The organism is Mycobacterium sp. PSTR-4-N (genome assembly GCF_022348085.1).
GTDB lineage: Bacteria > Actinomycetota > Actinomycetes > Mycobacteriales > Mycobacteriaceae > Mycobacterium.
Genome location: NZ_JAKRFN010000007.1, coordinates 76,600 through 103,021, shown reverse-complemented (window position 1 = coordinate 103,021; position 26,422 = coordinate 76,600). Strand labels below are relative to the sequence as shown.

24 protein-coding genes, 2 pseudogenes and 1 other annotated feature are annotated in these 26,422 nt (G+C 66.1%); of the genes and pseudogenes, 15 read left to right on the top strand and 11 right to left on the bottom strand.

Annotated features, from left to right (window positions below; all coding sequences use genetic code 11):
* Positions 1-35 precede the first annotated feature (35 nt).
* Positions 36-449 carry a DUF302 domain-containing protein gene (locus tag MHN84_RS12450; RefSeq protein ID WP_241204937.1) on the top strand — a complete coding sequence of 138 codons (414 nt, stop codon included), beginning with the start codon at positions 36-38 and terminating at the stop codon, positions 447-449.
* 36 nt (positions 450-485) lie between these two features.
* Here MHN84_RS12450 and MHN84_RS12445 read toward each other — a convergent pair whose 3' ends face one another.
* The gene (locus MHN84_RS12445) at positions 486-2,876 is read right to left on the bottom strand and encodes a cation-translocating P-type ATPase (RefSeq protein WP_241204936.1); all 2,391 of its coding nucleotides are present in this window, start codon (positions 2,874-2,876) and stop codon (positions 486-488) included.
* Positions 2,877-3,126: 250 nt separating this feature from the next.
* Between MHN84_RS12445 and MHN84_RS12440 the strand changes: the two are divergent.
* Positions 3,127-3,705, top strand: a pseudogene (locus MHN84_RS12440) (transposase); the annotation flags it as partial.
* Positions 3,706-3,832: 127 nt separating this feature from the next.
* On the opposite strand, the gene MHN84_RS12435 reads toward MHN84_RS12440, so the two are convergent.
* Positions 3,833-4,225 carry a hypothetical protein gene (locus MHN84_RS12435; protein ID WP_241204935.1) on the bottom strand — a complete coding sequence of 131 codons (393 nt, stop codon included), beginning with the start codon at positions 4,223-4,225 and terminating at the stop codon, positions 3,833-3,835.
* The gene (locus tag MHN84_RS12430) at positions 4,119-4,703 is read right to left on the bottom strand and encodes a helix-turn-helix domain-containing protein (RefSeq protein WP_241204998.1); all 585 of its coding nucleotides are present in this window, start codon (positions 4,701-4,703) and stop codon (positions 4,119-4,121) included. The genes MHN84_RS12435 and MHN84_RS12430 overlap by 107 nt, the downstream gene beginning before the upstream one ends.
* A 508-nt stretch (positions 4,704-5,211) precedes the next feature.
* Between MHN84_RS12430 and MHN84_RS12425 the strand changes: the two genes are divergently transcribed.
* A protein-coding gene (locus MHN84_RS12425) for an IS3 family transposase (RefSeq protein WP_241204934.1) occupies positions 5,212-6,473 on the top strand; the annotation gives its coding sequence in 2 pieces (ribosomal slippage) (positions 5,212-5,515 and positions 5,515-6,473; 1,263 coding nt in all).
* Positions 5,511-5,642 (top strand) — a sequence feature (AL1L pseudoknot). It overlaps the preceding gene by 132 nt.
* A 434-nt stretch (positions 6,474-6,907) precedes the next feature.
* On the opposite strand, the gene MHN84_RS12415 is transcribed toward MHN84_RS12425, so the two are convergent.
* The gene (locus MHN84_RS12415; RefSeq protein WP_241204933.1) at positions 6,908-7,879 is read right to left on the bottom strand and encodes a squalene cyclase; all 972 of its coding nucleotides are present in this window, start codon (positions 7,877-7,879) and stop codon (positions 6,908-6,910) included.
* A 430-nt stretch (positions 7,880-8,309) separates the two neighbouring features.
* Between MHN84_RS12415 and MHN84_RS12410 the strand changes: the two genes are divergently transcribed.
* Positions 8,310-8,612: a YiaA/YiaB family inner membrane protein gene (locus MHN84_RS12410; protein ID WP_241204932.1), complete on the top strand. Its 303-nt coding sequence runs from the start codon at positions 8,310-8,312 to the stop codon at positions 8,610-8,612.
* A 40-nt stretch (positions 8,613-8,652) separates the two neighbouring features.
* Complete coding sequence (locus MHN84_RS12405) at positions 8,653-8,955, top strand: hypothetical protein (protein WP_241204931.1); 303 nt, start codon at positions 8,653-8,655, stop codon at positions 8,953-8,955.
* Positions 8,956-9,203: 248 nt separating this feature from the next.
* Here the strand turns inward: MHN84_RS12405 and MHN84_RS12400 are convergent, their stop codons facing one another.
* Positions 9,204-11,063, bottom strand: coding sequence for a hypothetical protein (locus tag MHN84_RS12400; protein ID WP_241204930.1), 1,860 nt, complete (start codon positions 11,061-11,063; stop codon positions 9,204-9,206).
* A gap of 217 nt (positions 11,064-11,280) precedes the next feature.
* Between MHN84_RS12400 and MHN84_RS12395 the strand changes: the two genes are divergently transcribed.
* A complete protein-coding gene (locus tag MHN84_RS12395; protein ID WP_241204929.1) occupies positions 11,281-11,766 on the top strand; it encodes an NUDIX hydrolase in 486 nt (161 codons plus the stop codon).
* Between the two features lie 263 nt (positions 11,767-12,029).
* Here the strand turns inward: MHN84_RS12395 and MHN84_RS12390 are convergent, their stop codons facing one another.
* Complete coding sequence (locus MHN84_RS12390; RefSeq protein ID WP_241204928.1) at positions 12,030-12,500, bottom strand: DIP1984 family protein; 471 nt, start codon at positions 12,498-12,500, stop codon at positions 12,030-12,032.
* Between the two features lie 275 nt (positions 12,501-12,775).
* Here MHN84_RS12390 and MHN84_RS12385 point away from each other — a divergent pair, with 275 nt between their 5' ends.
* The 5 genes and pseudogenes from MHN84_RS12385 (at position 12,776) to MHN84_RS12365 (ending at position 16,268) form a co-directional block, all read left to right on the top strand.
* Positions 12,776-13,429, top strand: coding sequence for a GNAT family N-acetyltransferase (locus MHN84_RS12385; RefSeq protein WP_241204927.1), 654 nt, complete (start codon positions 12,776-12,778; stop codon positions 13,427-13,429).
* Positions 13,430-13,563: 134 nt separating this feature from the next.
* Entirely contained in the window at positions 13,564-13,965 is a 402-nt protein-coding gene (locus tag MHN84_RS12380) for a hypothetical protein (RefSeq protein ID WP_241204926.1), read from the top strand.
* A gap of 397 nt (positions 13,966-14,362) precedes the next feature.
* On the top strand, positions 14,363-15,415 hold the full coding sequence (locus MHN84_RS12375; protein ID WP_241204925.1) for an IS110 family transposase: 1,053 nt from the start codon (positions 14,363-14,365) through the stop codon (positions 15,413-15,415).
* 241 nt (positions 15,416-15,656) lie between these two features.
* Positions 15,657-15,797: pseudogene (locus tag MHN84_RS29975) on the top strand (TetR family transcriptional regulator); the annotation flags it as partial.
* The gene (locus MHN84_RS12365) at positions 15,798-16,268 is read left to right on the top strand and encodes a TetR/AcrR family transcriptional regulator (protein ID WP_241205001.1); all 471 of its coding nucleotides are present in this window, start codon (positions 15,798-15,800) and stop codon (positions 16,266-16,268) included. It begins immediately after the preceding pseudogene.
* A gap of 536 nt (positions 16,269-16,804) precedes the next feature.
* On the opposite strand, the gene MHN84_RS12360 is transcribed toward MHN84_RS12365, so the two are convergent.
* The 3 genes from MHN84_RS12360 to MHN84_RS12350 form a co-directional block, all read right to left on the bottom strand.
* Positions 16,805-17,332 carry a hypothetical protein gene (locus tag MHN84_RS12360; RefSeq protein ID WP_241204924.1) on the bottom strand — a complete coding sequence of 176 codons (528 nt, stop codon included), beginning with the start codon at positions 17,330-17,332 and terminating at the stop codon, positions 16,805-16,807.
* Positions 17,333-17,623: 291 nt separating this feature from the next.
* Positions 17,624-18,127, bottom strand: a complete 504-nt coding sequence (locus tag MHN84_RS12355) for a hypothetical protein (RefSeq protein ID WP_241204923.1) — start codon at positions 18,125-18,127, stop codon at positions 17,624-17,626.
* Positions 18,128-18,129: 2 nt separating this feature from the next.
* Positions 18,130-18,450: a helix-turn-helix domain-containing protein gene (locus MHN84_RS12350; protein WP_241204922.1), complete on the bottom strand. Its 321-nt coding sequence runs from the start codon at positions 18,448-18,450 to the stop codon at positions 18,130-18,132.
* Between the two features lie 313 nt (positions 18,451-18,763).
* Here MHN84_RS12350 and MHN84_RS12345 point away from each other — a divergent pair, with 313 nt between their 5' ends.
* Positions 18,764-19,249 (top strand): hypothetical protein, encoded by a 486-nt coding sequence (locus MHN84_RS12345; RefSeq protein WP_241204921.1) that lies wholly within the window; start codon positions 18,764-18,766, stop codon positions 19,247-19,249.
* A gap of 176 nt (positions 19,250-19,425) precedes the next feature.
* On the opposite strand, the gene MHN84_RS12340 is transcribed toward MHN84_RS12345, so the two are convergent.
* Both MHN84_RS12340 and MHN84_RS12335 read right to left on the bottom strand, forming a co-directional pair.
* Positions 19,426-20,832, bottom strand: a complete 1,407-nt coding sequence (locus MHN84_RS12340) for a neutral zinc metallopeptidase (protein WP_241204997.1) — start codon at positions 20,830-20,832, stop codon at positions 19,426-19,428.
* Positions 20,833-20,936: 104 nt separating this feature from the next.
* A complete protein-coding gene (locus MHN84_RS12335) occupies positions 20,937-22,055 on the bottom strand; it encodes an FHA domain-containing protein (RefSeq protein ID WP_241204920.1) in 1,119 nt (372 codons plus the stop codon).
* Between the two features lie 653 nt (positions 22,056-22,708).
* Between MHN84_RS12335 and MHN84_RS12330 the strand changes: the two genes are divergently transcribed.
* From MHN84_RS12330 to MHN84_RS12320, 3 genes are all read left to right on the top strand, one after another.
* Positions 22,709-23,476, top strand: coding sequence for a sensor domain-containing protein (locus MHN84_RS12330; protein WP_241204919.1), 768 nt, complete (start codon positions 22,709-22,711; stop codon positions 23,474-23,476).
* A 73-nt stretch (positions 23,477-23,549) separates the two neighbouring features.
* Positions 23,550-25,064 (top strand): hypothetical protein, encoded by a 1,515-nt coding sequence (locus MHN84_RS12325; protein ID WP_241204918.1) that lies wholly within the window; start codon positions 23,550-23,552, stop codon positions 25,062-25,064.
* Between the two features lie 68 nt (positions 25,065-25,132).
* Positions 25,133-26,413: a hypothetical protein gene (locus MHN84_RS12320; RefSeq protein WP_241204917.1), complete on the top strand. Its 1,281-nt coding sequence runs from the start codon at positions 25,133-25,135 to the stop codon at positions 26,411-26,413.
* Positions 26,414-26,422 lie beyond the last annotated feature (9 nt).

The window sequence follows — 26,422 nt, the reverse complement described above, 5'->3', positions numbered from 1 at the left end:
TATGTTCGCCCCACAGGACCATCGAGAGGACCGGAATGACCATCTCACTGTCGACAGCGCTGCAGACGTCGTTCGCCGACGCTGTCGCTCGCACCCGAGCCGCCCTGACAGAGCAGGGTTTTGGCGTCCTGACCGAGATCGATATGAAGGCGACGCTCAAGGCGAAGCTGGGCGAGGACATGGAGGAGTACCTCATTCTGGGCGCCTGCAACCCACCATTGGCTCACCGGGCAGTGAATGTGGACCGTCAAATCGGCCTGCTGCTGCCCTGCAACGTCGTTGTCCGAGCCGACCGTGCAGACGACACCTCCGTCATCGTCGAGGCGATGAACCCGCAGATACTGGTCGAGGTGACCGGAGAGCCGGCTTTGCGTGACGTCGCCGACGAAGTGACGCGAAAGATGCAGGCCGCCATCGACTCACTTCAGACTGCGGCCGCACCCGCCTAGTCCCTCAAACACAGAACAGCGACGGCACGCGGAGCGTTACGACTTGGCGCCCGCCTCCGCTGACGCCGGTACGGGAAGCTTCAATCTCTTCAGCATCAACGCATTGACGGCCACGATGAAGCTGGAACCTGACATCGAGAGGGCAGCGATCTCTGGCCGCAGCACCAAGCCGAGCGAAGGTACGAAAACCCCAGCCGCGATGGGCAATGCGATCACGTTGTAGCCGACCGCCCATCCAAGGTTCTGCCGCATCTTTCGTAGCGTGCCCCGGCCGATCCGCAGCGCGATCGCGACGTCGAGCGGGTCTGATCGCATCAACACCAGATCTGCGGTTTCGATGGCGACGTCGGTGCCTGCACCGATCGCCACGCCGAGATCAGCTTGGGCGAGCGCCGGTGCGTCGTTGACGCCGTCGCCGACCATGGCGACCTTCTTGCCCTGTCGTTGCAGCTCAGCGATCTTGGCTGCCTTATCACCTGGCAGCACCTCGGCGATGACCGTGTCGATTCCCAGTTGCGCGGCGATGCGATCGGCAGTGGCCTGGTTGTCGCCACTGAGCATGACCACCTCGACACCGAGGTCGTGCAGCGCGGACACCGCTTCGGCAGACGTCTCGCGCACAGCGTCCGCCAAGGCGATGACACCGACTCCCCGGCCGTCGACGCCCACCAAGACTGCCGTGCGTCCGCTGGCGGCGAGTTCGTCGCGGCGTTGCATCAACACGCCGAACTCGACGTCCTCCTCGACCATCAGCTTGCGATTGCCGACGGCAACGCGGCGCCCGTCTACCGTCGCGACAGCTCCGTGACCGGGCACGTTACGGAAACCAGTCAGTGACGCCGAAGCGATCCCGTGCGCGGCCGCGTAACGCACGATCGCCCCCGCCAGCGGATGCTCGGACTCAGTTTCGACCGCAGCCACCATGGCGAGTACTTGATCCTCTGGAATGCCGTCGACGACGACGTCGGTCACTTCAGGCTCGCCCTTGGTCAACGTGCCGGTCTTGTCCATGACGACGGTATCGATGCGCGCCGACGTCTCCAGCGCGGTCGCATTCTTGAACAACACTCCCCGCTTGGCGCCCAACCCGGTGCCCACCATGATCGCGGTCGGAGTCGCGAGTCCCAACGCATCGGGGCAGGTGATCACCACGACGGTGATGGCGAACAGCAACGCGGTCTGGACACCGGCGCCGACCGCCCACCACACCAGGAAGGTGGCAGTGCCGCCGATCAGCGCCACCAGAACCAGCCAGAACGCTGCCCGGTCGGCGAACCGCTGCCCGGGGGCTTTGGAGTTCTGCGCTTCCTGAACCATCGCGACGATCTGTGCCAGCACCGTGTCGGAGCCGACCTTCGTTGCCACGACCCGCAACGTGCCGGTGGTGTTGATCGAGGCGCCAATCACTTTCGAGTCCGGCGCCTTTGACACCGGCAGGCTTTCCCCGGTGACCATCGACTCGTCGACGTCTGACGTTCCCTCGGCCACCGTGCCGTCGACGGGAATCTTGGCACCTGGGCGGATGAGCAGGAGGTCACCCACTGCCACCTCGGCGGTGGGAGTTTCCACCGGCTCACCGTCGCGCAGCACAACTGCCATCGGGGGCGCCAGCTCGAGCAGGGTGCGAATTGCATCGTTCGCGCCACCGCGAGCTCGCATCTCGAACCAGTGCCCCAACAGAACAAACGCCGTCAGCACCGAGGCGGCCTCATAGAACACCTCACCGCCGCCGGTCAGCGTCACCCCGAGGCTGTAGAGCCAGCCTGCGCCGACCGCCACGGCAACGAGCACCATCATGTCCAAGGTGCGGGCCCGTAGCGCTCGCCAGGCACCGTCGAAGAAGATCCACGCCGAGTAGAAGACGACCGGCAGGCTCAGCAACAGGGTGAACACGTCATCGCGAAGCCCGAACGGCGCAGGCACGGTGAACCCGAACATGTCGCGGCCCATCGGCGACCACAGCATGATCGGGATCGACAACGCGAGCGCTACTAGGAATCGGTTGCGCATATCGCGGACCATGTGATCCATCGACATGCCGGCGTGTCCGCCGCCGTGACCCATCGCTTCTTGCGGAGTTCGTGCCGGCGCGGCCTCATGCGCATGCACCTCCCCGGCTGTCGGCGACAAAGCCGACGTTGGCTGCTCGTGCAGGGTGGCCGCTGGGTCGTGATGGGGCTCGGACATCGGATCGCAGACGTGATCTGGCACCGACCGCCCCGCGCAGTGGAAGCCGCAGTCACGTATCCACCCGGCCAGGTCAGCGACCGAGGTGGTCGCGGGGTCGTAAACGACGGTCGCCGTTTGATTTACCGCATTGGCTTCGACCGACGTCACGCCCGGACGTCTAAGCAGGCTGCCCTCCACTACCGCCGTCGAACTTGCCCAGTTCAATCCGTGTACGTCGAGAATCGTCGACTTCGTCATAGCGTCTCTCGTTCAGTGTTACCGGAGCGGCTCAGATGTCCTGCGACCTGCGCTGTCCTCGCCATCCCCATCCCGCATCCGTCAGGCTAGTCATCTCGATCAGTCACCCTTCCGGTGATCGATAAGCCTGCAGTGCTGGTTCGACAAAGATTCGATGAAGATTGCGTGCAACACGCCCGCCGTGCGGTGATGTCGGCCACGGGCAAAGTTGCCGTCCGCGTGGGGGCGGCGAATTTGTTGCGGCCTAGACGAAGCCGGCCCCTACACGTTTGTTGCTGCCGACGCGCTAGTGCTCAAGGTCCGTGAAGCCGGGCGGGTGGTCAACGTGCACGCCCTGATCGCGGTCGGAGTCAACGCGGAGGGCTTCCGGGAGATCTCGGCATCGACGTCAGCACCGCCGAAGACGGAGCGGGCTGGCTCACCTTCTGGCGCTCGCTGACCGCCCGCGAGATCTCCGGGGTACGACTGGTCACCTCCGACGCCCACGCCGGTCTGGTGGCCGCGATCGGCGCCACCCTGCCCGGCGCGGCCTGGCAGCACTGCCGCACCCACTACACAACCAATTCGATGGCGATCATCCGAAGGCGTCGTGGCCGTGTACAAGACCCTGTTGCATTCGGTGTTCAATCAGCCCGACAAGGAATCGATTGCCGCGCAATACGATCGGATCATCGACGCGCTGGCTGACAAGCTCCCAAAGGTCGCCGACCACCTCGAAGCCGCCCGTGCGGATCTGCTGGCGTTCACCGCGTTTCCCAAGCAGATCTGGCGCCAGATCTGGTCGAGATCCGGCGTCGCACCGACGTGCACCGACCGCCTGAACCATTAACTCCAAGCATCACACCACGACGTCGTACACCACGTCCCTGGACATGACTCGCTATCTTTGCGCGTCGGGTTTATACGACCGGAACCGAGAGTGTTTTGGGTACGTACCGCGATAGTCCATAGCGAGGTTAATGGTCGTGGTCGAACACGACGAGGGTGTCGACCAGATCGCCGTCGACAAAATACGCACGGCACGTGAAAGGGTCATGCAGCGTGCCGCCCACTTCGTTCGGCGCCACGACAACGCCCTCTACGCTCTGCACGCTGATGCGGGAGTGGTCGACGCCGTTGAGGGGCCCGCCGCTAAACAACGAGAACAAGTCCATTACTTCCGGGTCCAGTTGCGCGCTCGTCACTGTGACGTCGGTGAGTTTCGCTGTCGACGGCGCCACCAGCCGCGCTACGACGTCACGTTCACACCGCTGCTGGGCCGCACGCTCGCGCGGGTCTACGGATCCCGAGTCGATGAGCCCGAAACCACGCGTAATTATGGCGATGGCCGCTAACAGCGCACCGCACATCGCCGCGGCTGCCAGAAGCAGCGCACGTTTCCTCTTTCGAGCTCCCATGTACGCCCGCTCCGTCTATCGCGAGGACAGGTTCGACTTCCCGTGTCGATTCTGGCTTCACGGCATCCACTCCGGCCTCGGACATCATGCCCGTCCCAGGCGTCCGCTCATTCCTGACATCCACCACCCGCTGCGCATCATAGAGCTGCTTGGCAAGCTGGCGGGAGCTGGCACATGCCGTGACGGCGCAACCACGACTTGAGCGATGGTCACAGTTGCATCCGGCGACTTGGGTGCCCGACGCTATGGTCGCCGGAGTGGGTTTCGCAAAGTAGCGATAGACCGTGGCCCGAGACACGCCCATCATCTTGGCGATGTCGGCGGAAGCGATGCCCTTGCCTCTCAAGCTGCGCGCCTTGGCGGCGGCAGCGTCGTCGACCTTCCGGGGCCGACCCCGCTTGCGCCCGTTGGCGGCCACGCCGCGACGCATCCGCGCCATCCGCTCCATGTTGTCGCCCTGGGCGCCAGAAACGACGTGTTGTTGAACGCCTATCTCCGCCGCGATCTTCACGCACGCCGGGTCGTCGCACTCATGCAAACCCGGCACCCCCGCTGCCACGCTTCCGCCGCGTCGCCAACGCGTAGCAATGCGGACGCACACAGGAACCCCCGCCGTCGCGCGTGAGGCTAGACCGGAGCCATCGGCGCCGATCGCCCGGTCCAGATGTCGCAGTCCGAAGAGGTTGGCCCGCAGACGACGTGACAATCGAAGCACGCGATTTCCGCGCATGCCGACGCCGATCAACGATCAGCTGTCCCGCCCTTCTCATGTCGGCAAACCCTAAAGCCGAACACCGACAGTCAGCGCGGCCGACCCGACTCCAGGTGACACCACTGGCCGAACCATAACGGCTACGAGGCGACGACGGCTACGTCCGCGCATCTGAATCGCCCTGGAAATGTTGGAGGCTCCTGACCTTGGAAACGAGGATGCAGGTATGCCGAAGGAACAGTCGCCCGGGAAGCCGACGACACGCCGTTACAGTGCCGAGGAGAAAGCCGCCGCGGTGCGGATGGTCCGGGCGTTACGGGCCGAGTTGGGCACCGAACAGGGCACGGTGGCGCGGGTGGCCAGTCAGCTCGGCTACGGCGTGGAGTCAGTGCGCATGTGGGTGCGCCAGGCCGACATCGATGCAGGATTGGCCCCCGGGGTGACGACCTTGGAGTCAAAGAAGGTTCAGCAACTCGAACAGGAGATCCGAGAACTCAAGCGCGCTAACGAAATTCTGAAGCGAGCGGCGAGTTTCTTCGGGGCGGAGCTCGACCGCCAACACAAGAAGTAGTCGACTTCATCGACACCCACCGCGAGGAGTTCGGGGTCGAGCCCATCTGCACCGTCCTGCGCACCGCAGGCCTGCAGGTGGCCCCGAGCACCTACTACGACGCCAAGACCCGACCGCCGTCAGCGCGGGCTCAGCGGGACGCCGTCCTTGGCCCGGCGTTGCGCCAGCTCTGGACCGACAACTACTGCGTTTACGGGGCCCGCAAGCTCTGGAAAACCGCGCGCCGGGCCGGCCATGACGTCGGCCGCGATCAGGTGGCCCGCCTGATGCGCGCCGCCGGCATCGAAGGGGTGCGGCGCGGCAAACGAGTCCGCACCACCAAGCCCGACCCAGCCGCGGCCCGGCACCCGGACCTTGTGAAGCGGAAGTTCACCGCGACCGCACCGAGTCAGTTGTGGGTGACGGATCTGACGTTCGTGCCGACTTGGGCCGGGGTCGCGTATGTGTGCTTCATCGTCGATGCGTACTCACGGATGATCGTGGGGTGGCGGGTGGCCAGTCACATGCGGACTTCGATGGTCCTCGACGCGTTGGAGATGGCGCGATGGTCACGCGGAACTGCGTTGCACGACTTGATATGTCACTCCGATGCCGGGTCGCAGTTCACGTCCGTTCGCTACGGTGAGCGACTCGCCGAGATCGGTGCGGTGCCCTCGATCGGTACCGTTGGGGACAGTTTCGATAATGCTCTCGCGGAGACGGTCAACGGCTACTGCAAGGCCGAGTTGATCTACGGACCGGCCCGCAGCGGGCCGTGGAAGACCGTCGAAGACGTCGAGCTGGCCACCCTCAGCTGGACCTATTGGCACAACACCGCACGGCTACACAGCTACCTCGGCGACATTCCGCCAGTCGAGTTCGAAGCCGCCTTCTACGATGCATACCGGACCGATCAGCCTTTGATCGGAATCCAATAGCCCGAGCCTCCGGCAGAACCAGGGCGGTTCAGTTCCCTGCTTGCGTTGATGGCTTTTCGGGGCCTCGGCGCGGATGGGTTGTCCCAACCCAAGCCGAGAGAATGTCCGGATCAACACCGGAGTCAGCAGAACGGCGACCACCAGGGCCATACCGGCGGCGACAAGTATCGACTTCATCGAGCTATACAGGTCTTTCGCCCGCAGATCGATCGATCACAGCGCGACATCGAAACCCAAGCCCCCACCGCGCCAGTATCGCGCAACATCTTCCGAAGCCCCACCCACAGCGCCCCGGCGCGGCGGCGCCTGTGCCCGAGTTGTTTAGTACCGACAAATCGTCCGGCCGTCTCGCATGTAGAGATTCGAGGCGGCTCAGATTCTGTCTCAGGTAAGGCCCAGGCTCGATCGAGTTGGTGCTGCAGTCAGGTTTGCGCTTATGCGCTGTCCCACCAGTCGAGCACTCTTGTTCCAATCAGGGTCAGCCACTTCGATGGCGCACCTGGAGGTGCATCTGTTTCGAACCACACTCGTCCGGGCTGGCGTCCCGCCTGTAGCCAGGTGCCGTCGGGTTGCCTGGCAGCTCTGATCATGTCGATGGCCTCGCTCATTCGATTGTCGGGCGTGACGCCATCGAATAATGCGGCCTCGCGGAAGTGATCTGCGGCGTTGAGAGTGCTGTAGGTCCAGCGGAAGGGGTAGGCGAATCGGTCCACCCATGGGCCGACCTGTTCACCGGTCGATAGGCGACGCCGAAGGTTGCGTTGCCACAGGTATTCCGAACCCGCGTGCCGCGCGTCACGGGTGCCATCGGTGCCCCCGGTTGCAACGTCGTAGGCGAGCAGTCCCTTTAGCGAGTTCAGCGTCGAGTGGAACGAAGAGCGGGTGGAGCCCTCGGTCCACTCGCAATTCCAGCCGCCGTCGGGCAGTCGGTGCTCGAGAAACCAGTCAACGAGTTCGGTGACGTCGACGCTCAGCCAGACCCCGTTGGCGAGGGTCCAGGCGTTGATGCAGCAGTCGACTTCGCCGCTCCAATAGGGCAGGTTCTCGTATTCCCAGCGGCTGTTCTCAGCGAGCAACTCGGCGGTGCGGCGCTCGCTCAGGACGGCAGGATCGAGGCCCCACTCGCGCAGTGAATTGAGCGTCCACGTCGTTGCCGTCCAGGGCATCCCTTCGCCCTCTGCTTCAGGGCCGTCAAAGTCGTAGTCCGCTGGGAAGAACGCACCTCCTGCCCATTGCCCGTCCGGATCTTGTTGTGCGAGAAGTTGCTTACCCCATCCTTCGGCAGCGACGCGTGCACGTGTCGCTGCCCAGACATCGGCAGGTTCGTGTAACAGGTCGCGTTCTACCTGCCAACGTAGGGCCGGATCGGAGTCCAGTAGCCACTGGATCGGGGCCTCAGATGTCATGGCAGCGCAGTTTATGGGAGGTATACGACGCTCCAAGGGAATCCGGCTCGCTCATCGCCGCGTAGGGATACGGTTACCGCATTCCGGAAGGTACTGCTGATGGCTGTGCTGCTTAGTGCCGCGTCTCACGCTGGCTTGGTCTGCAGGTGCCCTGGGGTGCCCCGGAATGCGGGCCGAAGACCCGCGGCAGGTGATCGCCCGTCCGCCTGGCTCACTCCCTTGCTGTCCACCGGGAACGGTTGGCTGACTTGTAGCATGCCGGCGGACGGGCTCTCCTCCCGCCAACCAGCATTGGGAAACACATGATCATCGTCGAGGTGGATGCGCACCCCTCGACCGCGTGGTGGAGCCGACTGTTTCGGATGTCACCGCACGGGGCTTGCAAGATTGGTGCGCGGACCCCCCGCCGCGGCGCTCAATACTTTTCCTCATGAGCACACCGTTGAACTCGACAAAGACCACCGCCGCGTTTTTCGCCCAGTCCGCTATCGCTTTCGGCGTCAGCTTCCTGGGCCTGCTGTTCGGCATCTGCTATTTGCCTCTGGATATGTGGCAGCGCCTGTTTCTGGCGATGGCCGGGCTGTTTCTCGTCTCGAGCACGTTCGGCCTGGCCAAGACCGTGCGCGATATGCAGGAAGCGTCCACGGTGCGCGTCCGCATCGGCGTGGCCCGTATCGACCGTCTGCTCAACGAACACGACCCGTTGCGCACGTTCACCGCCGCCTCGAGCTAACGATTAGTCAGTGATTCCGCCGCCGCGGCCCAGTAGCAAATTGGCGCAACGCTATTCAATCCAGTCGACCGACCGGATGCGGACTCTGTGGCTCACCTATCGGTGGATCGTGCCCGCCGCCGTCGCGGTCGTGGTGGTGGCCGCGATCGTCGTCGCAGTAGTCGTGCTGCGGGCCGGCAAGCCCCGCCCGGACTGGTGCGCGACCAAGGAAAGAATCGACTTTGAAACCACATCACACGTTCTCGCCGTAGACCCACCTGCTGATGCAAACCGAGCCGCCATGGACGACCCGACGAATCGTCCATTCTGCCCCCGCAACCCGATGCGCTGCTGCCCGCACTAGTGACAGCTGGGCGACTCTCTTGGCCATCACTTTTCCTCGAAAGCACCTGCTGATCTAGAAGGCTATGAGCGCCAACGGTGTTCGGCTCCGGTGCGACTACGCGGCGAGGACAGGAGCCGGTGGCGCGGCCTCGACACTGGCGCTAAGGAACCCTGATAAGCGTGTGAACCGACACGGCGGGAACGTCGATCGCTCCCCACCGACGGGCGAACTAGGCCGGTGCAGTCGACTCACGCCGCTGGTAGAGGTCATCGCGAGGAGAACGATTCGTGGGAGTGCGCCGAAATGAGCTCGGCCCAGTGGGTGTCGCCGCGTCGTCGAAGAATTCTGGCGGCCTCGCCGGGTGCACAGTCGAGTGCTCGAGCCATGGCCTCGGCGGGGCGGTCTGCGGCAGGGCCGAGCAGAGTACGCAGCTGCACGGGGGCGGGGTCGCTGGGGCGCAGCCGCGTGGTGGTGAACGTGCGGCTGCGCGGGTGCAGGGTGAGGATCAGGCTGTCGCCTGAGGTGGCATCGGACGCCTGGGCGTAGGCGCGCAGCGACCCGATGTCGGGGCCGGCCGAGGAGTAAACGTCCCAGCGCAACGTGACCCGACCGAGTGGGCCGGTGAATGTGCGCTGTTGGCGCGGCCGCACGCTGGCCGCTGCGGCGACGGCCCGGTGCACCCGCACACCGGAGCCGCGCAACAGCTCGTGATCGACGGGGATCACGACGCGAACCTCGTCGTCGGCGGTGCAGAACACCCCGCGCACCGTGCGTGGGTCGGGGACCTTGGGCCAGCTATCCCCGCGGCCGCGGCGCCGCACGATTTCGTTGCGTACGACGAACGCCCACGTCGATAGGTAGGCATCGATGGATTCCCGGGAGACGTCAGGGTAGGCGGCGACGAGCTCGGTGATCAGCGTGTCGACGGCGACCCGCCCGCCGTGGGTATCGATGCAGTCTTCGATAGCGCGAGCGATCCCCCGGTATACGGGTCGGTTCCAGGCCCTCAACGCCCAGGTGGTGCGTGAGGCGCGCACGAACCGATCATCGTCGGACAGAACCTCTTTCACCGTCGCCAGCTTCGCGGCGCCGGGCTCGAGGAGGGCGAATAGCGTTTGGGGCGTCGCGGGCTCTCCGAGGGCGTGCAGGAGGTCTTCGATCATGGTGGCCACGGTGTCCCCGCGCCACCGCACACATACCCCGCCAATCTGGCGCAGCCGCTCGTGGGTGCGTAGATAGTCCTCGGCGATCTTCCTCGACATCCCGAGCTCGCCGAGCGCGTCGATGAACCGCTGCGGGGGCACCGCGGGATGGTCGGTGAAGAGGCCGTCGATCGCGGCCGCGGCGCGGGACTTCCCGCCCTCGGCGCTGTTCTGCACCCAGCCCTGTTCCAGCGCATAGGGTCCGGCGATGTCAAGGAGCACGTGGGCGGCCGTGCTGGCTGGCGGCACACCCATGCTGGTGAGCGCGTCCTGCGCATCGGCGAGCGTCGTGTAGATCCCGAGGCGTTGGCGTAGCCAGGACGCGTAGTGGGTGACGGCGCGGTGGGCGGGGTCACCGACCAGCTCAGCGAAGCGCTGGCGCGCGCGAGGGGTGTTGCGGGAGATGGACGCTTCAGAGCAGCCCATGGTGGGTGCGAGGAGGCGCGTGGGTGTGGGTTGCCACGCCCACTGGCGCCCGGCCAGCACGGTGCGGTCGAAATCGTCGAGGCGGCTCAGCAGGGCTTCGACGGCGTCGGCGGCGCTGATCTCCTCCGCACTCGGACTGGTCCGCGCGGCGCGAACCGACTCACGCGCGGAGGCGATCAGTGCCCGGACCGCGCTCTCCCCTATCCCAGGCAGGGCGAGCAGTGACCCCAGGGATTCGTCAGCGATGTCGGACCACCGCTGCACGCGTGTGGTGTGACGACCCCATTTGCGTGGTAGCCGGGCGAACGGAACGGTGTCGCCGGCAATCTCATTCAGCCCATCGACGATATCGGCGAGCGAGGCAGCGACGAGGTCCTCGTCGCGCTCCCAGCCACGAGTCAGCGCGACCTCGGCTAGTCGCGAGGGCGTTGGGGCGGGCCGCGCCGGCGGATCCTGCGCACTCTGCACGCCCATTTGCCTGCGCCGTTCGCGGGCCATTTCCGCATCGTACCGGGCCGCCACAGTGCCCTCGAACGCGTCGGCGCACCCTCGCCGCGGTCAAGGACAAGAAGTTGGCTATCCCGGTAGTCCCAGCCAGCACGAGAAGCTCTGTCTGTCCCCCGTGGCCGCGCTCGGGCGCATTTCGGCATCATCGTTCGCCCATACCGTGAACTGAGACGAACTCTCAGGGTCTGGGGTGCTCGATAATGGGTCGATGCCCAAGCCGATCGTGACGCCGGAGCAGTATTACGCCCAGCTGGCTCGCGTGCGGCAAGGCGCCGGGGCGCTGATCACCACCCCCGACGGACGGGTCGTGATGTACGACGTGATCTACCGCGACTATCTCGAACTCCCCGGGGGTGCGGTCGAATCGGGTGAGACACCCCCGGACGCGTGTGCGCGGGAATGCCGGGAGGAACTGGGGATTGACATCGCAGTCGGGCGGCTGCTGGTTCTGGATCACCAGACCGACGGCGGTGATCGCGGCGACTCCGTGATGTTCGTCTACGACGGCGGGGTCGTCGACCACACTGTCTGTCGGTCCGTGCCGGCTGGCGAGGAGGGTCGAGGCGTCATCCTCGTGGAGCCGGCCGAGCTAGATGACGCCACAATCCCGCGGCTGACCAACCGGATTCGCGCCGCGTTGTCAGCCCGCGAGCGCGCATGTGTCGTCGAAGCAGTCAACGGGCTGCCCCGGTAACCGCCCGGTCATTTTTCGCGGTCCTCTGCTGGTGTGTGTCGTGGTGTGTGCCCCGTGCCCGCCCTCGTTGTCTGTCGATCTGCACGCGGTGATAAGTGCTGCGGTGTGCGGTGTTACCTGTGCGCGGTGCGGGGCTGCAGTGTGATGTGAGGAGTCGAACCCCACGCGCTGCCCTTCGCGCGCCAGCAGGTGACCGGGATTGACCCGCCGGTCGCGGGGTTATGCACGCCTCGAACAGAACAACTACCTGCACCAGTCCACGACTAGTCGATCAGATCGACCTCCCAGTTGCGCTGTTGGATACGAACATCGAGCTCACGGTGCTCTTGGGCGACGCGGTCGGCGTCAGCGCGTAGCTGCGCGACCGGCAGCGCCGACAGCATCTTCAGCTCAGACCGCAGCTGCCGTGTGTAACCCGCACGGTCGGTTCCTGCGGCCGCATCGGCGGCGGACTTGAGGACGTGGTGGCGCAACCGCAGCGCGTCCCGGCGCGCCAATGCGTCGGTCAGCGTTTCTGCTGGCCCGATGGTGGTGGCCGAGTTGGTGCGATTGATACGGCGAATCAAGTCTTCGTACTCGTCGATGGCGCCGTCGACCTCAGCGATCAGCGCGGCGGGATCCTCAGCGGGAGTGTCACCCTCTTGATGTCTCGCGCTACCGATCACCCGCGTGCGCAGCGCCTCGATACGCCGCGCGGCGGCAGCTCTGCGGGACAACGCTTCTGCCAACTTCATCGACCACTCCCCTCTTCCAGTGGAACCAGGTACCGCATTCCCAGTATCAGAGCTCATGGCGGGGGTGGCGCGCACCAACTTTTTCCCGCGTAACGATCGCTGACAGGCCGGCTCTGACAGACCCGGCCGCGATCAGATCTTGATGTGCGGGCGGTGGGCAGCACCTGCGTGCCGCGGACAACGGGTTCCCATCATCAGCCGGAGGCTCTCGAGCGGAAAGCTGAATCTCCGAAATCCGCTGGACTGCAGCTCCTTCGTTGTGCTCCCCTGGCGGGATGGATGTGTCGGTGTGGCCACCTGCTGGGCTTGCGGTGCAGACGCCGCGGCTGAGGCTGCGCTACGTCACCGACGAGCTCGCCGCGGAGCTGGCCGTCCTCGCCGGCCGGGGCATCCATGATCCCGCGGTGATGCCGTTTTCAACGCCCTGGACTGACGTGAGCTCGCCTGAACTCGAACACAATGCTATGCGGCACTTTTGGCGCCAACGCGCCGACACCTGCGTCACGCACTGGTGCTTGAGTTTGGCCGCCGATGTCGATGGCACAGTGGTTGGGCTGTGCTCCATCGAGGCGGACCACTTTCAGCAGCACCTCAGCGCCGAAACCGGCTCATGGCTGGGCAAGAGCTATCAGCGCCGCGGCCTGGGCCGTGAGATGCGCCAGGCGGCGCTGCACCTCATCTTCGACGGCTTCGGCGCCCGGCGCGCCACCACCAAGGTGTGGCACGACAACACCGCGTCGCTGGCAATCACCCGTTCGCTGCCCTACCTGCAAAGCGGGTCGTCTCATCACCTTCGGCGCGACCAACCCGATCTGCTTCTGCACTGTGAGATGACGCTTGAACGCTGGCGCACTGTGCAACGAGAAGACATCACCCTCTGCGGCATCGACGCCGTTCGGCACCACCTCCAACTCCCCGCAGACGTGTAGCAGCACCGCGCGGCGCCCGCAGTTCGGCCGACACACGCCATGGTCGCGATGTGTGGTGGACAGTGGGGCTTCGACATCCTTCTCGCCGTCGTGGGTGACACTGGTCGTGTGCGGACCACGGAAGGCGCGGCATGGTGAGTGACGGCTTCGACCCGGGCGCTGACGACGCGGCGGGGCGAGAGGCCACTTTTGCGATGGACCCGCAGGCCGTCATGTGGGCGTTGGCGCGTCAGCTGGTGAACGGCCAGTCCGATCTGGCCGAATTTCGTCGGACCGCGGACGCGGCCCGTACGCTGCGCGATACTGCCCCCGAGGTAGTCGACAAATGTCTTACCGACTGCGCAGCTCTTGAAAAGAGCTGGTACACAGAAACATTACCGATGCTGGCCGCGAGTATGCGGCTCGCGATCGAGGTGTACGACACGTTCGGCCCCGGCAGGACCGTCATCACTAACCCGACAGAAGCGGCTATCTGGAACAACAAGCACCATGTGTGGTTCACCGAGTACTCGCAGCAGTCGCGTCCTGGCGGGTAGCGGCGGGCACTGCGGTGCGCTGATTCCTGCAGTGTGGGCGCGGTGACGGGCTTCTCTCTGTCGAGAGCGCCTACCGGGGGAGATGTTAGAGGCGAAGTCGTGCTTCCCCCGGGTGTTGTGTTCTCCGTGGGAATCCGGCTCGCTCGTCGCTGCGAAGGGATACGGTTACCGCATTCCGGAAGGTACTGCTGATGGCTGTGCTGCTTGGTGCCGCGTCTCACGCTGGCTTGGTCTGTCGGTGCCATGGGGTGCCCCGGAATGCGGGTCTCGGACCCGCGGTGGGTAATCGCCCGTCCGCCTGGCTCACGCCTTTGCTGTCCACCGGCAACGGTTGGCTGACTTGTAGCATGCCGGCGGACGGGCTCGCCTCGCGGCGACCACGAGCTGTGGGCAACACGTGATCATCGTCGGGGTGGATGCGCACAAGCGGACGCACACGCTGGTTGCTATCGATCAGTCGGGCGGCAAACTCAAGGAGAAGACCGTAGCGGCGACCACCGCTGGACACCACGAAGCACTGAACTGGGCTATCAGCCGGTTCAGTGATGACCTGCTGTGGGCGGTCGAAGATTCCCGAGTCAATACCCGACTTCTCGAACACGACTTGCTGGGAGCACAGCAGCGGGTGGTCCGCGTTCCGACAGTGCTGATGGCAAAGGTGCGACGAAGCGCACGGACGTGGGGAAAATCCGATCCCATCGATGCCCTGTCGGTCGCTCGGGCAGCGCTGCGTGAACCCAATCTGCCTGTCGCTGAGCACGACACCGAAACCTGGGAACTCAAACTGTTGATGGATCGTCGCGATGATCTCGTGGGACAGCGCGTAGCGGTGATGAACCGATTGTCGTCCCGACTGCACCTGATCGACCCGCAGGTTCCCGCATGGAATCTCACACGCTCCCCCGGCCGACAGGCTCTGCAACAGTGGCTCACGGCGTCTGCAGACACCCTGATCTCAGAACTGGCCCTCGAAGAACTCGCTGACATCGATCGTTTCAGCCGCAACATCGATGCTCTCTACAACCGCATCAGCAAGCGGGTCGCGCTCCTTGGCTCCACCCTGACCGGCATCGCTGGATGCGGCGACCTCACCGCGGCCCGCCTGATCTGCGGAACAGCGAACGTGACACGGTTCCGCGATGAAGCGGCGTTCGCCCGCTACGTCGGGGTCGCGCCGGTGCCGGCCTGGTCAGGGTCCACACGCGGGCGCATGGTGCTCACCCGTTCGGGCAACAGGGCGATGAACTCCGCTCTGCAAACCATTGCGGTGGTGCAGATTCGGCTGGACACCCCCGGCCGACGCTACTACCTGCGCCGACTTGAGGGTGGAGACACCAAAGCCGGCGCACGCCGTTGCCTGAAACGCAAAATCTGCCGATCGGTCTTCACCCGCCTGCTCGCCGACCACCGTCGCCGACAGCACGCCGATCCGCGAGACAGCGTCGTCTGACAGCAATCACCCACTGACCCACCGCTCAGTCTCGAGCGCATCGCTGGTGCGCTCGTGCGGCAACGGGCGCGAACGACGTCGTTCAGCATTCCGCAGAGATGATGTGGCGTGCCGCGATCGCGTCGCTACCACGTGTGCAGTCGGCGGCGGTGGCTTCGCACCGAATCGGTCGGGCGGATGTCACTTTTCGTCGCGTGGGGTCCACGTCGATCACGTCTGTCGTCTGTAAGGATTGCTGGCGATGAACCGCCGACCATCTCCGCGTATCCCCCAGGGGTCGACGGCTGCGCGGCCCGCGCAGATTCGCGACGTGGCGATGAAGTGTTTCGCCGAGCGTGGCATTGCGAGGACATCGCTGCGAACGATCGCTGAGGAAGTCGGGGTGAGTCTGGGCCTGATCCAGCACTACTTCGTCACCAGGAGTCAGCTCGTCGAGGCGATCGATCACTACGTCCTCGAGGTGTTTGCACAGATGAGAGAAGCGCCGCCAGCTGGCGCGGATCAGGTGTGCGGTGCCAGCGATCGGCTGGCCGCGCTGATGACCGACAATCCCGACGTCATGGATTACGTCGGGCGGGCGCTGGCCGAACACGGCGGAGTGGGCAACACCATCTTCGATGGTTTCTTCGCGATCAGCGCCGAACAGGGCGCCGCGTTCGCGGCGCAGGGCCTCACACCTGAGGATTTAGACCCGTTGTGGTGCAATCTGTTACCGCTGATCCTGAGGGTCGGGACGATCATGCTGCGCCACCACATTGAGCGCCACACCGACGGCCCGCTCTATGACCCCGAACAATTATCCCGCTGGAACGCCGCGGTGACGCGCATGATCTGCCAAGGGCAGATGAAGTAGCGAACTTTCGCGGCCTCGCTATGGGGCCTCCCTGTCCGACGACCACCGGGGGTGGGCTTCCCTGTGGGGGCAGCCCGTGCCTCGCAGCGGCCGAGCGGGAGGGGGTGGCCCGTCCGTCAGCCCGCATGGGGCGAGTTGCTGTCGCCTGACGGAGAGGGGGTCGGCGGTTGTTGTCGCCGCCATCGATTGGTGAGGACGTCCGCGGCGTTGATAATGACGTCCTGCCATTCCCGCACCGGGACGCGGCGCTGCTCCCCCGCTGCGGTGATAGCGGTCAGTTCGCCGTGGTCGAGGTGAAGCTGTGAGCCAGCCTCGTAACTGAGGCGCTCGCTGTTGATCAAAGAGATGACGAATGAGCAGTTCCGATAGACCGCGACGTCGGGCCCCCGCCTACCCATAGAGCCGCCGTAGCACTACCGATGTGCAGGCTGTCGACCACAGGAACATCTCAGCCCACCCTTCCTACTTGTGACGCCTTGCCCGAGCCGGACGGACGCTGCGCAGGTCAGCGACTTTGCCGACGTTCACGCCTGATTTCAATCCAACGCGGCAGAGGACTTATTCCAGTATGCACGGTATTGTTGCTGCGGCGGGTACCCGGCCCCCGATTGACCCGTGAACGCCGGCGGGTCCACGCCGGGCTCGGCGAGGCCGCCGCCGCATTCGTTAGTACCGATCTGCACTCCCGCCGGCGTGGCCGGGTGTCGGCGAGGCCCACCCGTCCTCGGGGCCGGTGCCGCCGCAGGGGGATGCGCCGGGGGTGCCCAGTGGGCGGGAGTCGGTGCGGGCGGCCCGTACGGCGCCGGCCCGAACGACGCGGGGTACGGCGCGGGAACCGGCGGCGGTCCCCACCCCGGCTGGGGGTGATTCGTTGGGACCCAACCGTATTGGGGGTGCTGTGGTGGCAGCACGGGTAGCTGCGTGGGTGGTCGTCGGGCCTTGCGGACGAAGACAACGATGGCCCACACGAGCGCGCCGATGACGAGCAGCCGACCGACGGCGAATCCGAGGGAATAGCTGGTGGTGGCGCCTTCAGCGGCGAGCAGCTGAACAGTCGTGCTCATAGGTCGGTCCTTTCCTCGATGGCCCTGTCGCAGTCCGGCCCGCTCACGGGCGGTCGGGCACCAGCTCATCGCCCCTGCAGGGCAACTATGGCCGTGATCAACGCGTTGCCCGACGAGGGCGTATCTGAAGTATGCCGGGCGGGCAAGGGGGGTCTGCGCACCAATTTTTCTGGGCAGCATCGAGACGAGAGTGACCGTGCCCACGCGTCTTTGAACCCTGCAGTCGGTCTGACGAGCCCGATGCGGCGTGCGTCGTCGCGGTCGGGCACTGCAGCTCACGCCTGTTCGAGGCTATCGGGTCTGCGGCGGCGCTGACTTGTTGGCGAGCAGGTCGCGCAGGGTGGGCAGGACGCGTTGATCCTTCGGGCGGTTGGCGGCCTGTTTGGACCGGATGACGTCACTGAGGGAGGCGATTTCGACGACGCTGTCATACAGCTCGGCGGCGGCGGCGCCGCGGTGCAGGTCGGAGTACCCACGCGTGCCCGCGGGCTCGAAGGCGATATCGAGGTCGCCGGCGTCGGTCACGAGATTCCAGGTCCGGGCTCCCGATAGCGCTTGAGCGTCGCAGGTGAACGGCAGACCCTCAGGTACCGATTCGGTGCGGATCCGGGCGTTCAGTTCGCGCAGCGCCGCAGCGAGGCGGGTGAGGTTGGCCGCGCCCGCGTCCGGGGTGATGTCGGCGTCTTCGGTAGGGAAGGGCGATCCGTGATACACCGCGGCGAGTCCGCCAATCAGCACGTAGACCACTTTGTGGCGGTGCAGCGTCGCGAACAGGCGCGCAAGGTCCAGTTCCACGATCAGTGCGCTCCGGCGCGGCGCAGGCCGGCGAGCTGGGACGCGATCCGGCCGTGACGGTCGAGGCGTTCTTGACCCGACAGCGACGCGAGGCGCTGCGCTTGGGCCCGGTCGCTGTCGTCACGCTCGACAATCGCGAACTCCAGCTCGAGACCGCACAGCCGCACCAGCCGCACCACCTCATCGATGCTGATCGCGGTCCGACCCGCTTCCCAGCGGGCGATGGCGGGCTGCACCAAACCGGCCCGCTCGGCGAGCTCGGCTTGGGTCAGGCCTGCCCGCAGGCGAGCCTCGCGGATCAGCTGCGCGCCATACGTCCCCACGCACACACTATAACACTTTCGTTATTTCCATTGGCGCTGTTCGTGATGAACGGAGCTATGTCAGACCCGGCATCATCGACGAGTGCGCGACGTCAGCGAACCGGCGGCGCCAGAGGCACCCCGCTGTGGCCCGGGTCCAGCGGTCCGCGAGCTTCGCGGCTCGCACCGCAACCGGAAGATGCCCATTGCGACCGTAATGTTCTGTGTCAGAGCATGTCTGGCGGTGACGCGACTGGCGTGTGAGCATGACACGCCCGGGAGCCCGGGGGTGCTAGGTCATGACCTGCCATGGGGGCTACGGATGGAGACGGGAATGAGTGGAAGTCGGCGGCGCGGGGTGTGGCTCGCGGTGACCGGTGTGGCGGCCACTGTGGTCGCCGCGACCGTGGCCGTGGTGGCGATGTCCGCTGACCGAGGACGAAGTGACAGCGTCACCGCCGGTGGCGCCAGCGAGCGACGACTCTCGGGTGATCGGGACGACTGGACCGCTGCCGTATGCCAGGAAGGATCGATGACCACACCGTCGAGCGCGACCTTCCGGTTCCCCACCGCCACTGCTATTGCCTGCTGTGCGTCGTCGAAGACCCCGGCCGGCAGTCCGCCAGAGTCGATCATGATGGGGCGGTGGCCGGCCGACGTCGCCGTCGGGAAGGAACTGTCGAAGATCCCAGCGTTCAGTCAGTTCGCTGCCGGCCCCGCCGATGGAGACACGGTCGTCTTCGCGCCGACCGCGAGTGTCGATCCGGCTCTGCTGAAACCGCTCATGGCGTTCGGGTTCACGATCGTCTTCCTTCACTGAGGGGCACATCGCACCCGCGTCGCAGTCTCCCCGGGGGTTGCATAGACGCCGGTTGGGCCAATCCCCCGCCTCGGTCATGTATCCGCGGCACACCCTTGCTGTACAACCCGTGTGTCCTGGGTCGGTCGTGCCGCAACGATGCGCGCCGCGCAGACGTCTGTGTGCCGTCATTCGGATCAGAGGAAGCTGGTATAGCAGGCGTCGGCGTTGGGGGTGATAAGTCCGGATCGGAAGGCCATGATGCGGGTGAAGCCGGCGGCGACGGTGGTGCCATTGACGTCGCTGGCGGCGAAGCCGTTGTTAAGCAGACCGGCGATAGCTTCGTCGAGGTCACCCGCGGACAGTTGAATGGTGCCGCCGGTACGGAGCGTGATGGGTTCGGTCATTTTGCGTTGCGCGACGCCGGTGAGGCAGGCGGTGCGCAGCGCGGCGGCGGTGGTGTCGATGGGGACTCCGCGGTGGTGTTGCAGGGCAAGCATGTAGCGGGCGGTCAGCACGGAGATTGCGGTGTTGTCTCCTTGTAGGAGAACGCGTTCCTTCTCGTCGGCGGGGGTGCCCATCGCTTGCAGGGCGGGCAGGTCCACGGTGATGGTGTGGGTGGACGGGCAGTAGGACACTGGCGGGGTGGCCGTCGCGTCGGGGCACGGCTGGGCGGGTGCGGTAAGGGAAACGGTCGGAGGCGCGGCGGGGGTGAAAATCTGCGTCAACGCCTCGGTGATCGAGGTGATGAGTCCTTGATCAATGGGTGATTCCCCAGTGGCAGCGCCGCCGCTCGCCTTAGGGTCGAGCATCATCGGCAGGTCGCCGCGGGCATGCTCGATCTGGTCCATGTCGATTCGCGCGCAGGCGTCGATTCCATCGATGAATCCAGTTTGGAAAGCGCTGACGCGGTCCAGGGCGGTGCCGTGGCCTTCTTCCACCATGTCTTCGTACTCGGGGGTCAGGATCGGGTCCCTGATGGTGATGACGCCGGCGATGACGCGGTTGAGTCCGTCACTGGTGTTGAGCTCGAAGCGCTTTGACGATCCTTCGGTGACCCAGCGGATGTAGCTGCCGGCGAAGCAGTCGGCTTGCTGCTCGAGAACGAGTGTGGGTGTAGACCGGTCGACCAGCCCGCCCATCCGTTGCACGGCGTGACCGTATTCGTGGGCGAATAGGGCGGCGATCGAGGCGTCGCCAAAGTATTTCATCCCGGCGGGAACGAGGTCGCCGCGATCCCAGGCGATGAGATCGGCACGCGGACAATAGAACGCGTTGGGATTGTTGAATCCGCTTTCGCCGCACAGGATGGGGCCGCCCGGGTCGGTGGAGTCGTAGGAGGCGAGGTTGGCGACCGGGGTGAACGATCCCTCCAACGGCGGGTCGGTGTAGTGCTGTTGCCAGTAGTCGACCACATCGTTGACGGCCAGCACCGCGAGGTGGTCGGCGTCAGAATTGTTGGTGTAGGCGACTTTTCCATCCGGCGGGGGCGCGTCTTTGCGGACACCGCTGGGGCCGTCGACGACGGGCACGCCGGCGATGGTGTTGGGGTCATACATGCTGGACCGGGCCTGCCCCTGGATGGGGGTGGCGCAGCCGGTCATCACGACGGCCAGGACCGCCAAAGCGCCTGCGGCGGCGCAGCGCAGACGGCGCGGTTGTGATCGGGCCCGGGTGGTGCGTGGCTGGGCGGCACCTGTGGGAGTGGTCATCGGCGGGTGGCTCCTGCACCGGTGAGGCCGGCAACGAGAAGCTCGAGCGCTGCGGTGACTGGTGCGCGCACGGGCTGTTCGGCTTCGGCGGCGTCGACCTCTTCGATCGTGATGTTGCAGTGGGTGGCGACCTCAGCGGCGCTGAGATGGTGATGGAGGCGCGCTGTGGCCAGTCGCTGACCGAGTGTGGCGCCGGGCGCTCGGGTGGCGGCGCGGAGCATGTCCTGGCGTGCTGCGCGGATGTGGCCGAGCAGTCCCAGCAGTTCGGGGCGATGGGTCGTGGTGCGGGCCGCGGTCGTGATGGTGCGTTCCAGGCGGCGCAGCTCGGCCAGTAATGCGCTGATGTCGCTGGTGAAGGTGGCGCTGTCGGTTGGGGGCAGTTGCGCGACCCTGCGCAGCACGCCGTGCAGGGCGATCTCGGAGGCGTCGATGAGGACGGCGACCTGAACGGTGGGCGATAACACCTCGGTGGTGTCATCGTCGTCGGGTGCGAGCTCGCCGCCGCGGATCCGGGCGATCGTGCCGGGCGGCCATCTCAGGTAGGACTCGATCTTGGCCAGCGTCCCCGGCCGAGGCCAATGGGTGCCGCGTTCTAGCTTGACCAGCTGGGTCTGGCTGACGACCCGATCTTCGGCCAGGCGCCGCTGGGAGAAACCCAGCTGTTCACGGCGCTCCATCACCGCCAGCCCTGCACGGGCGATGTCGGGGTCGGCTGGCTGCTCGACATCCGCGGCGGTGTCCTCGCCCATTTCAAGAGATTCGGAGGGATCAGAGTGGCTGTGCTCGGCGGGTGCGACGGTGACTTCGATCCCGGCTGGATCACCTAGGCGCACCGAGGTCACCTGTTCGACCGCGACGGACTCGATACGGCGTCCGTCGAGAAAGGTGCCGTGCTTGCTGCCGGCATCTGTGATGACCCAGTGCCCGTCGGCGGGCTCGATGCGCACATGAACCCGCGACAGCGACGGGATCGGTACCCGGATATGCGCGGGCTCCTCGCGGCCGATGACGACCGCTCCGGCGTCGGCCTGGGCGGTCATCGTCTTGCCGGCGACCGCGATCTGCACAGCGGGCAGCCTGGTTGCCGGGGTTCCTGACTCGGTCGGTCCGCTCACCTTAGGCTCCTCGTGAGGCTCGATTGTCGTGGCGTGTGTGCACCGAGGTGCTACAGATTGCGCTACAGGTTGTTGCACACCGATTCCTTGTTCTCCAAGCGGCTATCGATGCCGAGCGAACACGGTTCTACCAGCGCAAGCATCGATAGTCGGGCGTACCAGCCGATTCAGTATTACACGCAGAATCGTGGCCTCTTGGCGGCAAATTTTTGGTGCGCGGGGGGTGCAACGGATCGTGCGATGATTAGTCGCAGACATGATGCCGGCGTTTGCTGGCGCGCCTCGATACGCAGGGGGATGCAGTGACTCCGCATGACCGACCACCGCACCGTGGCCGCGACGCCGACCGCCCGACACCTCCGCCGGTGGGCCCGCCGCCGGCGCGCCCGTTCGATGAGCAAGACACGCTGCAGGCACCCCAGTTCTCCCCTCCTCCCCCGCCTCCGCAGTGGGGCGCGTACCCGCCGCCACCGCCCGCGGGGCCTGGCTGGCCGCAGCCTTCCCCCGTGGGCCAGGGCTGGCCCCAGCCTGCCCCCGGAGGCCCCGGCGGCCCCGGTGCGACACCGCCGCCGGCGCGGTCGGGTTTACCCCCCAAACCGCAGCATCCCGCAGTCGCCGCGATACGCGCTCACCGGTGGCTGACGGTGGGTGCGGTGAGCGCCGCCGTGGTCGCCGTGGTGGCCGCGGTCGTGCTGATCGCCGACTCCGGAGAGGCCGCCGACACCACGGCGGCACCCACGACCGCGCCGAGCAGCAAGGCCGGGGTGCCGGCCGGACCGACCACCACCGTCCGCGCGGACACCCCGGCACCGCCATCTCCCGCACCCACCCCAGCGCCGGCACCGGCGGGGCCGGTGATCGCCCCCGACGCGCTCGCGCCGCTGCTGCTGCCCGTTCCTGAGGCCGGGAAGCTGCTCAACAGCCCTGAACTGGCCGAGGTGGGAACCGAGACGGCGATGATGGGCGGCTCGGTCGCTCCGCCGCAATGCATGAGCGCCTTCGGGCCGGCCTACCGCGCCGCGTTCGAGGGAACCGGCTATACCGGGGTCGTGATCCAACTTCTGCAGCAGGGCCGCGCCCAGCAGGTCGCCCAAGCGGTCGCCGCCTTCCCGGATCCTGCCGCGGCGAAGTCGGTGTTCGACAAGCTGGTCGCTGACTGGAATTCCTGCCAGTCGCAACGCCTCACCTATTCCCCCGGCGGCGGCGATAAGGACATCGTCGTCGATGTGACCACGATCCGCACGATCGGCGACGTCGTTACGGTGATGCTGATACCGACCACTCCCCCGGTGCCCGGCCAACAGTGCGAGCGCGATATGACGGTGCGCGGCAACGTCATTGTCGATGTGCGGGCCTGCTCACCGACTGTGGGTAGCGCCGGATATGCCATCGCCAGCGCTATCGCCGACAAGATCCGCTGACACCCCCTGACCGAGCGACACTTTGCCCGCGAGTGCGGGTCGACCACCAGCGCGCACCGAAGGAGATATCGCCGTGGCTGATTCACGACACGACGCCGACCGACCCCGCCCCGAGCCTGACCCCGGTGATCCCGACGCACCCACCGCGATCACCCCCACCTTCACCCGCCCACCGAGCGGCAGCTCCGCGGGGCCTCCCCACGTCGACCCTGACGAACCCACGACCGCGGCACCCACGACCTCGAGCCCCCGGACTTCGGCGAACACCGCCGCCGTGGACCCCGACGCCGCTACCGGGCAGGCTCCTGTAACGCCGCGCACGAACCATGATGCGCCCCAACCGTCCTCGCAACCGCAGCAGCGCTACCCGTGGCCGCCGAATCCGCCGACACCCACCGTGGCCCCGGCGCCGAGCCGGCCTGCGCCGGCTCCCGCCGCTGCCCCGACTTCTAGTACCCCGCCGCCCGCCGCCGCGGCGCCCCCTGCTCCGCACGCTCAGCAATGGGCCGCTGGACCCCCACCGCCCCCGCCGGGATGGCCACCTCACCCGGCGCAGCAGTTCTATCCGGGGCACCCCCCCATGCCGATGCCGCCGACTCGGCCCGTGTGGCGGCGCCGACCCGTGATCGTGGCCGCAGCCGCAGCTGTGGTCGTCGCGCTCGTCGTCGCTGTCGCTCTGTTCAGCGGGTCGGGCTCTGAGGGGGGCACCGCCGGCGGTGGTGACACCCCGGCGACTGCGGCCGACACCGTGACGGCCTATCTGCAGGCCCTCAGCGACGGTGATGCTGACAAGGCCCTGTCCTTCGGCAAAGCCGAACCCTCGAGCAAGGATTTCCTCACCGACGACATCCTGCGCAAGCAGATTGCGAAGCAGCCCATCACCAACATCCGTGTCCTGGATAAGGGCGACGAGAACTCGCCGCTGCGGATGGGGACGGTCAAGGTTGCCGCCGACTTTGGCGGGAAAACCTCCGAGGCCGATGTGCGGCTCACCAAAGTCGACGACGTCTGGAAACTGGACAACGCGTTCGTTCGCATTGCCTTGCGGAACGTCTCGGGCGATGAGGGGGCCGAATCGACATTGACCCTGTTCGGGGAACCTCTCAAAGACAAAGAATCGGTCAACGTGTTCCCCGGCTTCCAGCAGCTGGGCAGCACCAACGACTACCTTGAAGTGAGCCAGCTCGCCGACGCCGCCCCCTTGCAAGCGCTCAGCTTCGGCGGAACGTCGTTCCTGCAACCGAAATTCGACCTCAACGACAAGGGTCAGCAAGCCGTGCAGAGCGCGGTCAGCGACGCGTTCACCGCCTGCGAACGCTCCCACGCGCTCAACCCGCCCGGCTGCCCCTACAAGATGGACCGCCCCGACGCCGTGGAGGGGACCGCCAACTGGGGGCCCGCCGACATCAGCCAGGTCAAGATGGGCCTGTTCTTGGAGTATGCGATGACCACCACGGTCGACGGACCGGTCGTCATGCCGGTGACCGTCCAAACGGTCGACGGCGGCACCGCCTCCGGCAAGGTCGACAAGGTGTTCTTCGGCACCGTGGATTTGACCAAGAAGCCGCCGGCACTGACCACCAAGTGAATGCCGCAATGTCATCACCTCAGAGCACCCACCATCGAGTGGATGGTGCATGTCGGAAGCGAGCGCCTATGTGGGACAGAACAACCCGCCCTACTGTCGCGCTGATCGCCGGTGTCTGCGCCGTCCTGATCGCTGGGTGCGCCACCACCACCACCGCGGGTACCGCCATCCCCGCCAAGCAAGCCCCCGACGGTGGCGCGATCGTGGCGCTGATGGACACCGGTGACTACGCCACCGCGGCCAGCCGTCCGTTCGGCACCGCCGGTGACGACCCGTACTCTGGCGCCCTGCTCGAGGCGCATCGCATCGCCGACTACACCGTGGGACCGTGGGAGATCGACGCCGAGATCAACACGCTGCCCGCCCCGGTGAATCTGTCGCTGGTCGGTCCGGTCGCCTCGACCGACGACATGACACGCAACCGCATCTTTGATCCGCCGGTCGCCGCTGCCGCCGGCGCCAACGGATTCGTCAGCGGCTTCGCCACCGTACGAACCACCCCGTCAACAGCCAAACAGCAGCGCAGCCTGCAGAACGTGGTCCTGCGTTTCCCTGATCCTGCCGCCGCCACGGCAGCCGCCACCCAGATGGCCGCCGCGTTCACCCCCTGGCCAGGCTCGTCGCCACCACAACCTGTGACGCTGACCGAGCTGCCAGAAACCGTCGCGATCACCTTCACCATGCCCGATCAGGGGCAGCGGATGGTCAGCTTCACTCCCCACGGCGCCTACGTGTTCTACACCGTCGTCCAAGTCAGCGACTACCTCCTCGGAGCAGATACCGAAAACCTGTCGAGAGGAACTATTGATCTGCAGAAGACGCGGATCGACCAGTTCACCGCAACCGACCTGCCCGCGCTGAAAGACCTGCCACTAGACCCGACAGGGCAGCTGCTCGCCAAAACCCTGGTCGCGCCGGACAATCGGGCCCCGTTCCTGCTGGGTATCTGGAAACCGCGGGGCTGGCTGCACTTCGCCGTCGACCCAATCAAGACCATTTCGCTATTCAGCACTGCCGGCGTGGACCAGGTGTCTCAACGTCTGACCACGGTGTACCAAGCGGCCAACCCCGATGGCGCGGTGCGTGTCGCTGACGGCCTCACCGAGCAGATTGGTAGTTTCGCCAACGTGCACGGTATCGAGGGGGTGCGCGGGCTGCCCGCCGCGAAGTGCTATCAGCGCACCGTGGGACTGTTGCCGGCGACCGCGCCGATCACCTGGCAGCGGGTGCAGTGGGCGTTCAGCTGCGTGGCCACCGTCGACCGCTACGCCTACACCGCGTTCTCCACCACCGCCGAGGACGCCCGCCAACAGATGGGCGCTCAGTACCGAATTCTGGCCGGTCAGTAGGCGATTGCC

Excerpts from the sequence above, each read along its gene's own strand:
- MHN84_RS12390 (WP_241204928.1), bottom strand. The coding sequence starts at position 12,500 with ATGAAGTTGGCAGAAGCGTTGTCCCGCAGAGCTGCCGCCGCGCGGCGT.
- MHN84_RS12435 (WP_241204935.1), bottom strand. The coding sequence starts at position 4,225 with ATGTGCGGTGCGCTGTTAGCGGCCATCGCCATAATTACGCGTGGTTTC.
- MHN84_RS12450 (WP_241204937.1), top strand. The coding sequence starts at position 36 with ATGACCATCTCACTGTCGACAGCGCTGCAGACGTCGTTCGCCGACGCT.
- MHN84_RS12345 (WP_241204921.1), top strand. The coding sequence starts at position 18,764 with ATGAGTGGAAGTCGGCGGCGCGGGGTGTGGCTCGCGGTGACCGGTGTG.
- MHN84_RS12415 (WP_241204933.1), bottom strand. The coding sequence starts at position 7,879 with ATGACATCTGAGGCCCCGATCCAGTGGCTACTGGACTCCGATCCGGCC.
- MHN84_RS12360 (WP_241204924.1), bottom strand. The coding sequence starts at position 17,332 with ATGAGCACGACTGTTCAGCTGCTCGCCGCTGAAGGCGCCACCACCAGC.
- MHN84_RS12410 (WP_241204932.1), top strand. The coding sequence starts at position 8,310 with ATGAGCACACCGTTGAACTCGACAAAGACCACCGCCGCGTTTTTCGCC.
- MHN84_RS12430 (WP_241204998.1), bottom strand. The coding sequence starts at position 4,703 with ATGCGTCGCGGCGTGGCCGCCAACGGGCGCAAGCGGGGTCGGCCCCGG.
- MHN84_RS12445 (WP_241204936.1), bottom strand. The coding sequence starts at position 2,876 with ATGACGAAGTCGACGATTCTCGACGTACACGGATTGAACTGGGCAAGT.
- MHN84_RS12385 (WP_241204927.1), top strand. The coding sequence starts at position 12,776 with ATGGATGTGTCGGTGTGGCCACCTGCTGGGCTTGCGGTGCAGACGCCG.
- MHN84_RS12340 (WP_241204997.1), bottom strand. The coding sequence starts at position 20,832 with ATGACCGGCTGCGCCACCCCCATCCAGGGGCAGGCCCGGTCCAGCATG.
- MHN84_RS12400 (WP_241204930.1), bottom strand. The coding sequence starts at position 11,063 with ATGGCCCGCGAACGGCGCAGGCAAATGGGCGTGCAGAGTGCGCAGGAT.
- MHN84_RS12320 (WP_241204917.1), top strand. The coding sequence starts at position 25,133 with ATGTGGGACAGAACAACCCGCCCTACTGTCGCGCTGATCGCCGGTGTC.
- MHN84_RS12395 (WP_241204929.1), top strand. The coding sequence starts at position 11,281 with ATGCCCAAGCCGATCGTGACGCCGGAGCAGTATTACGCCCAGCTGGCT.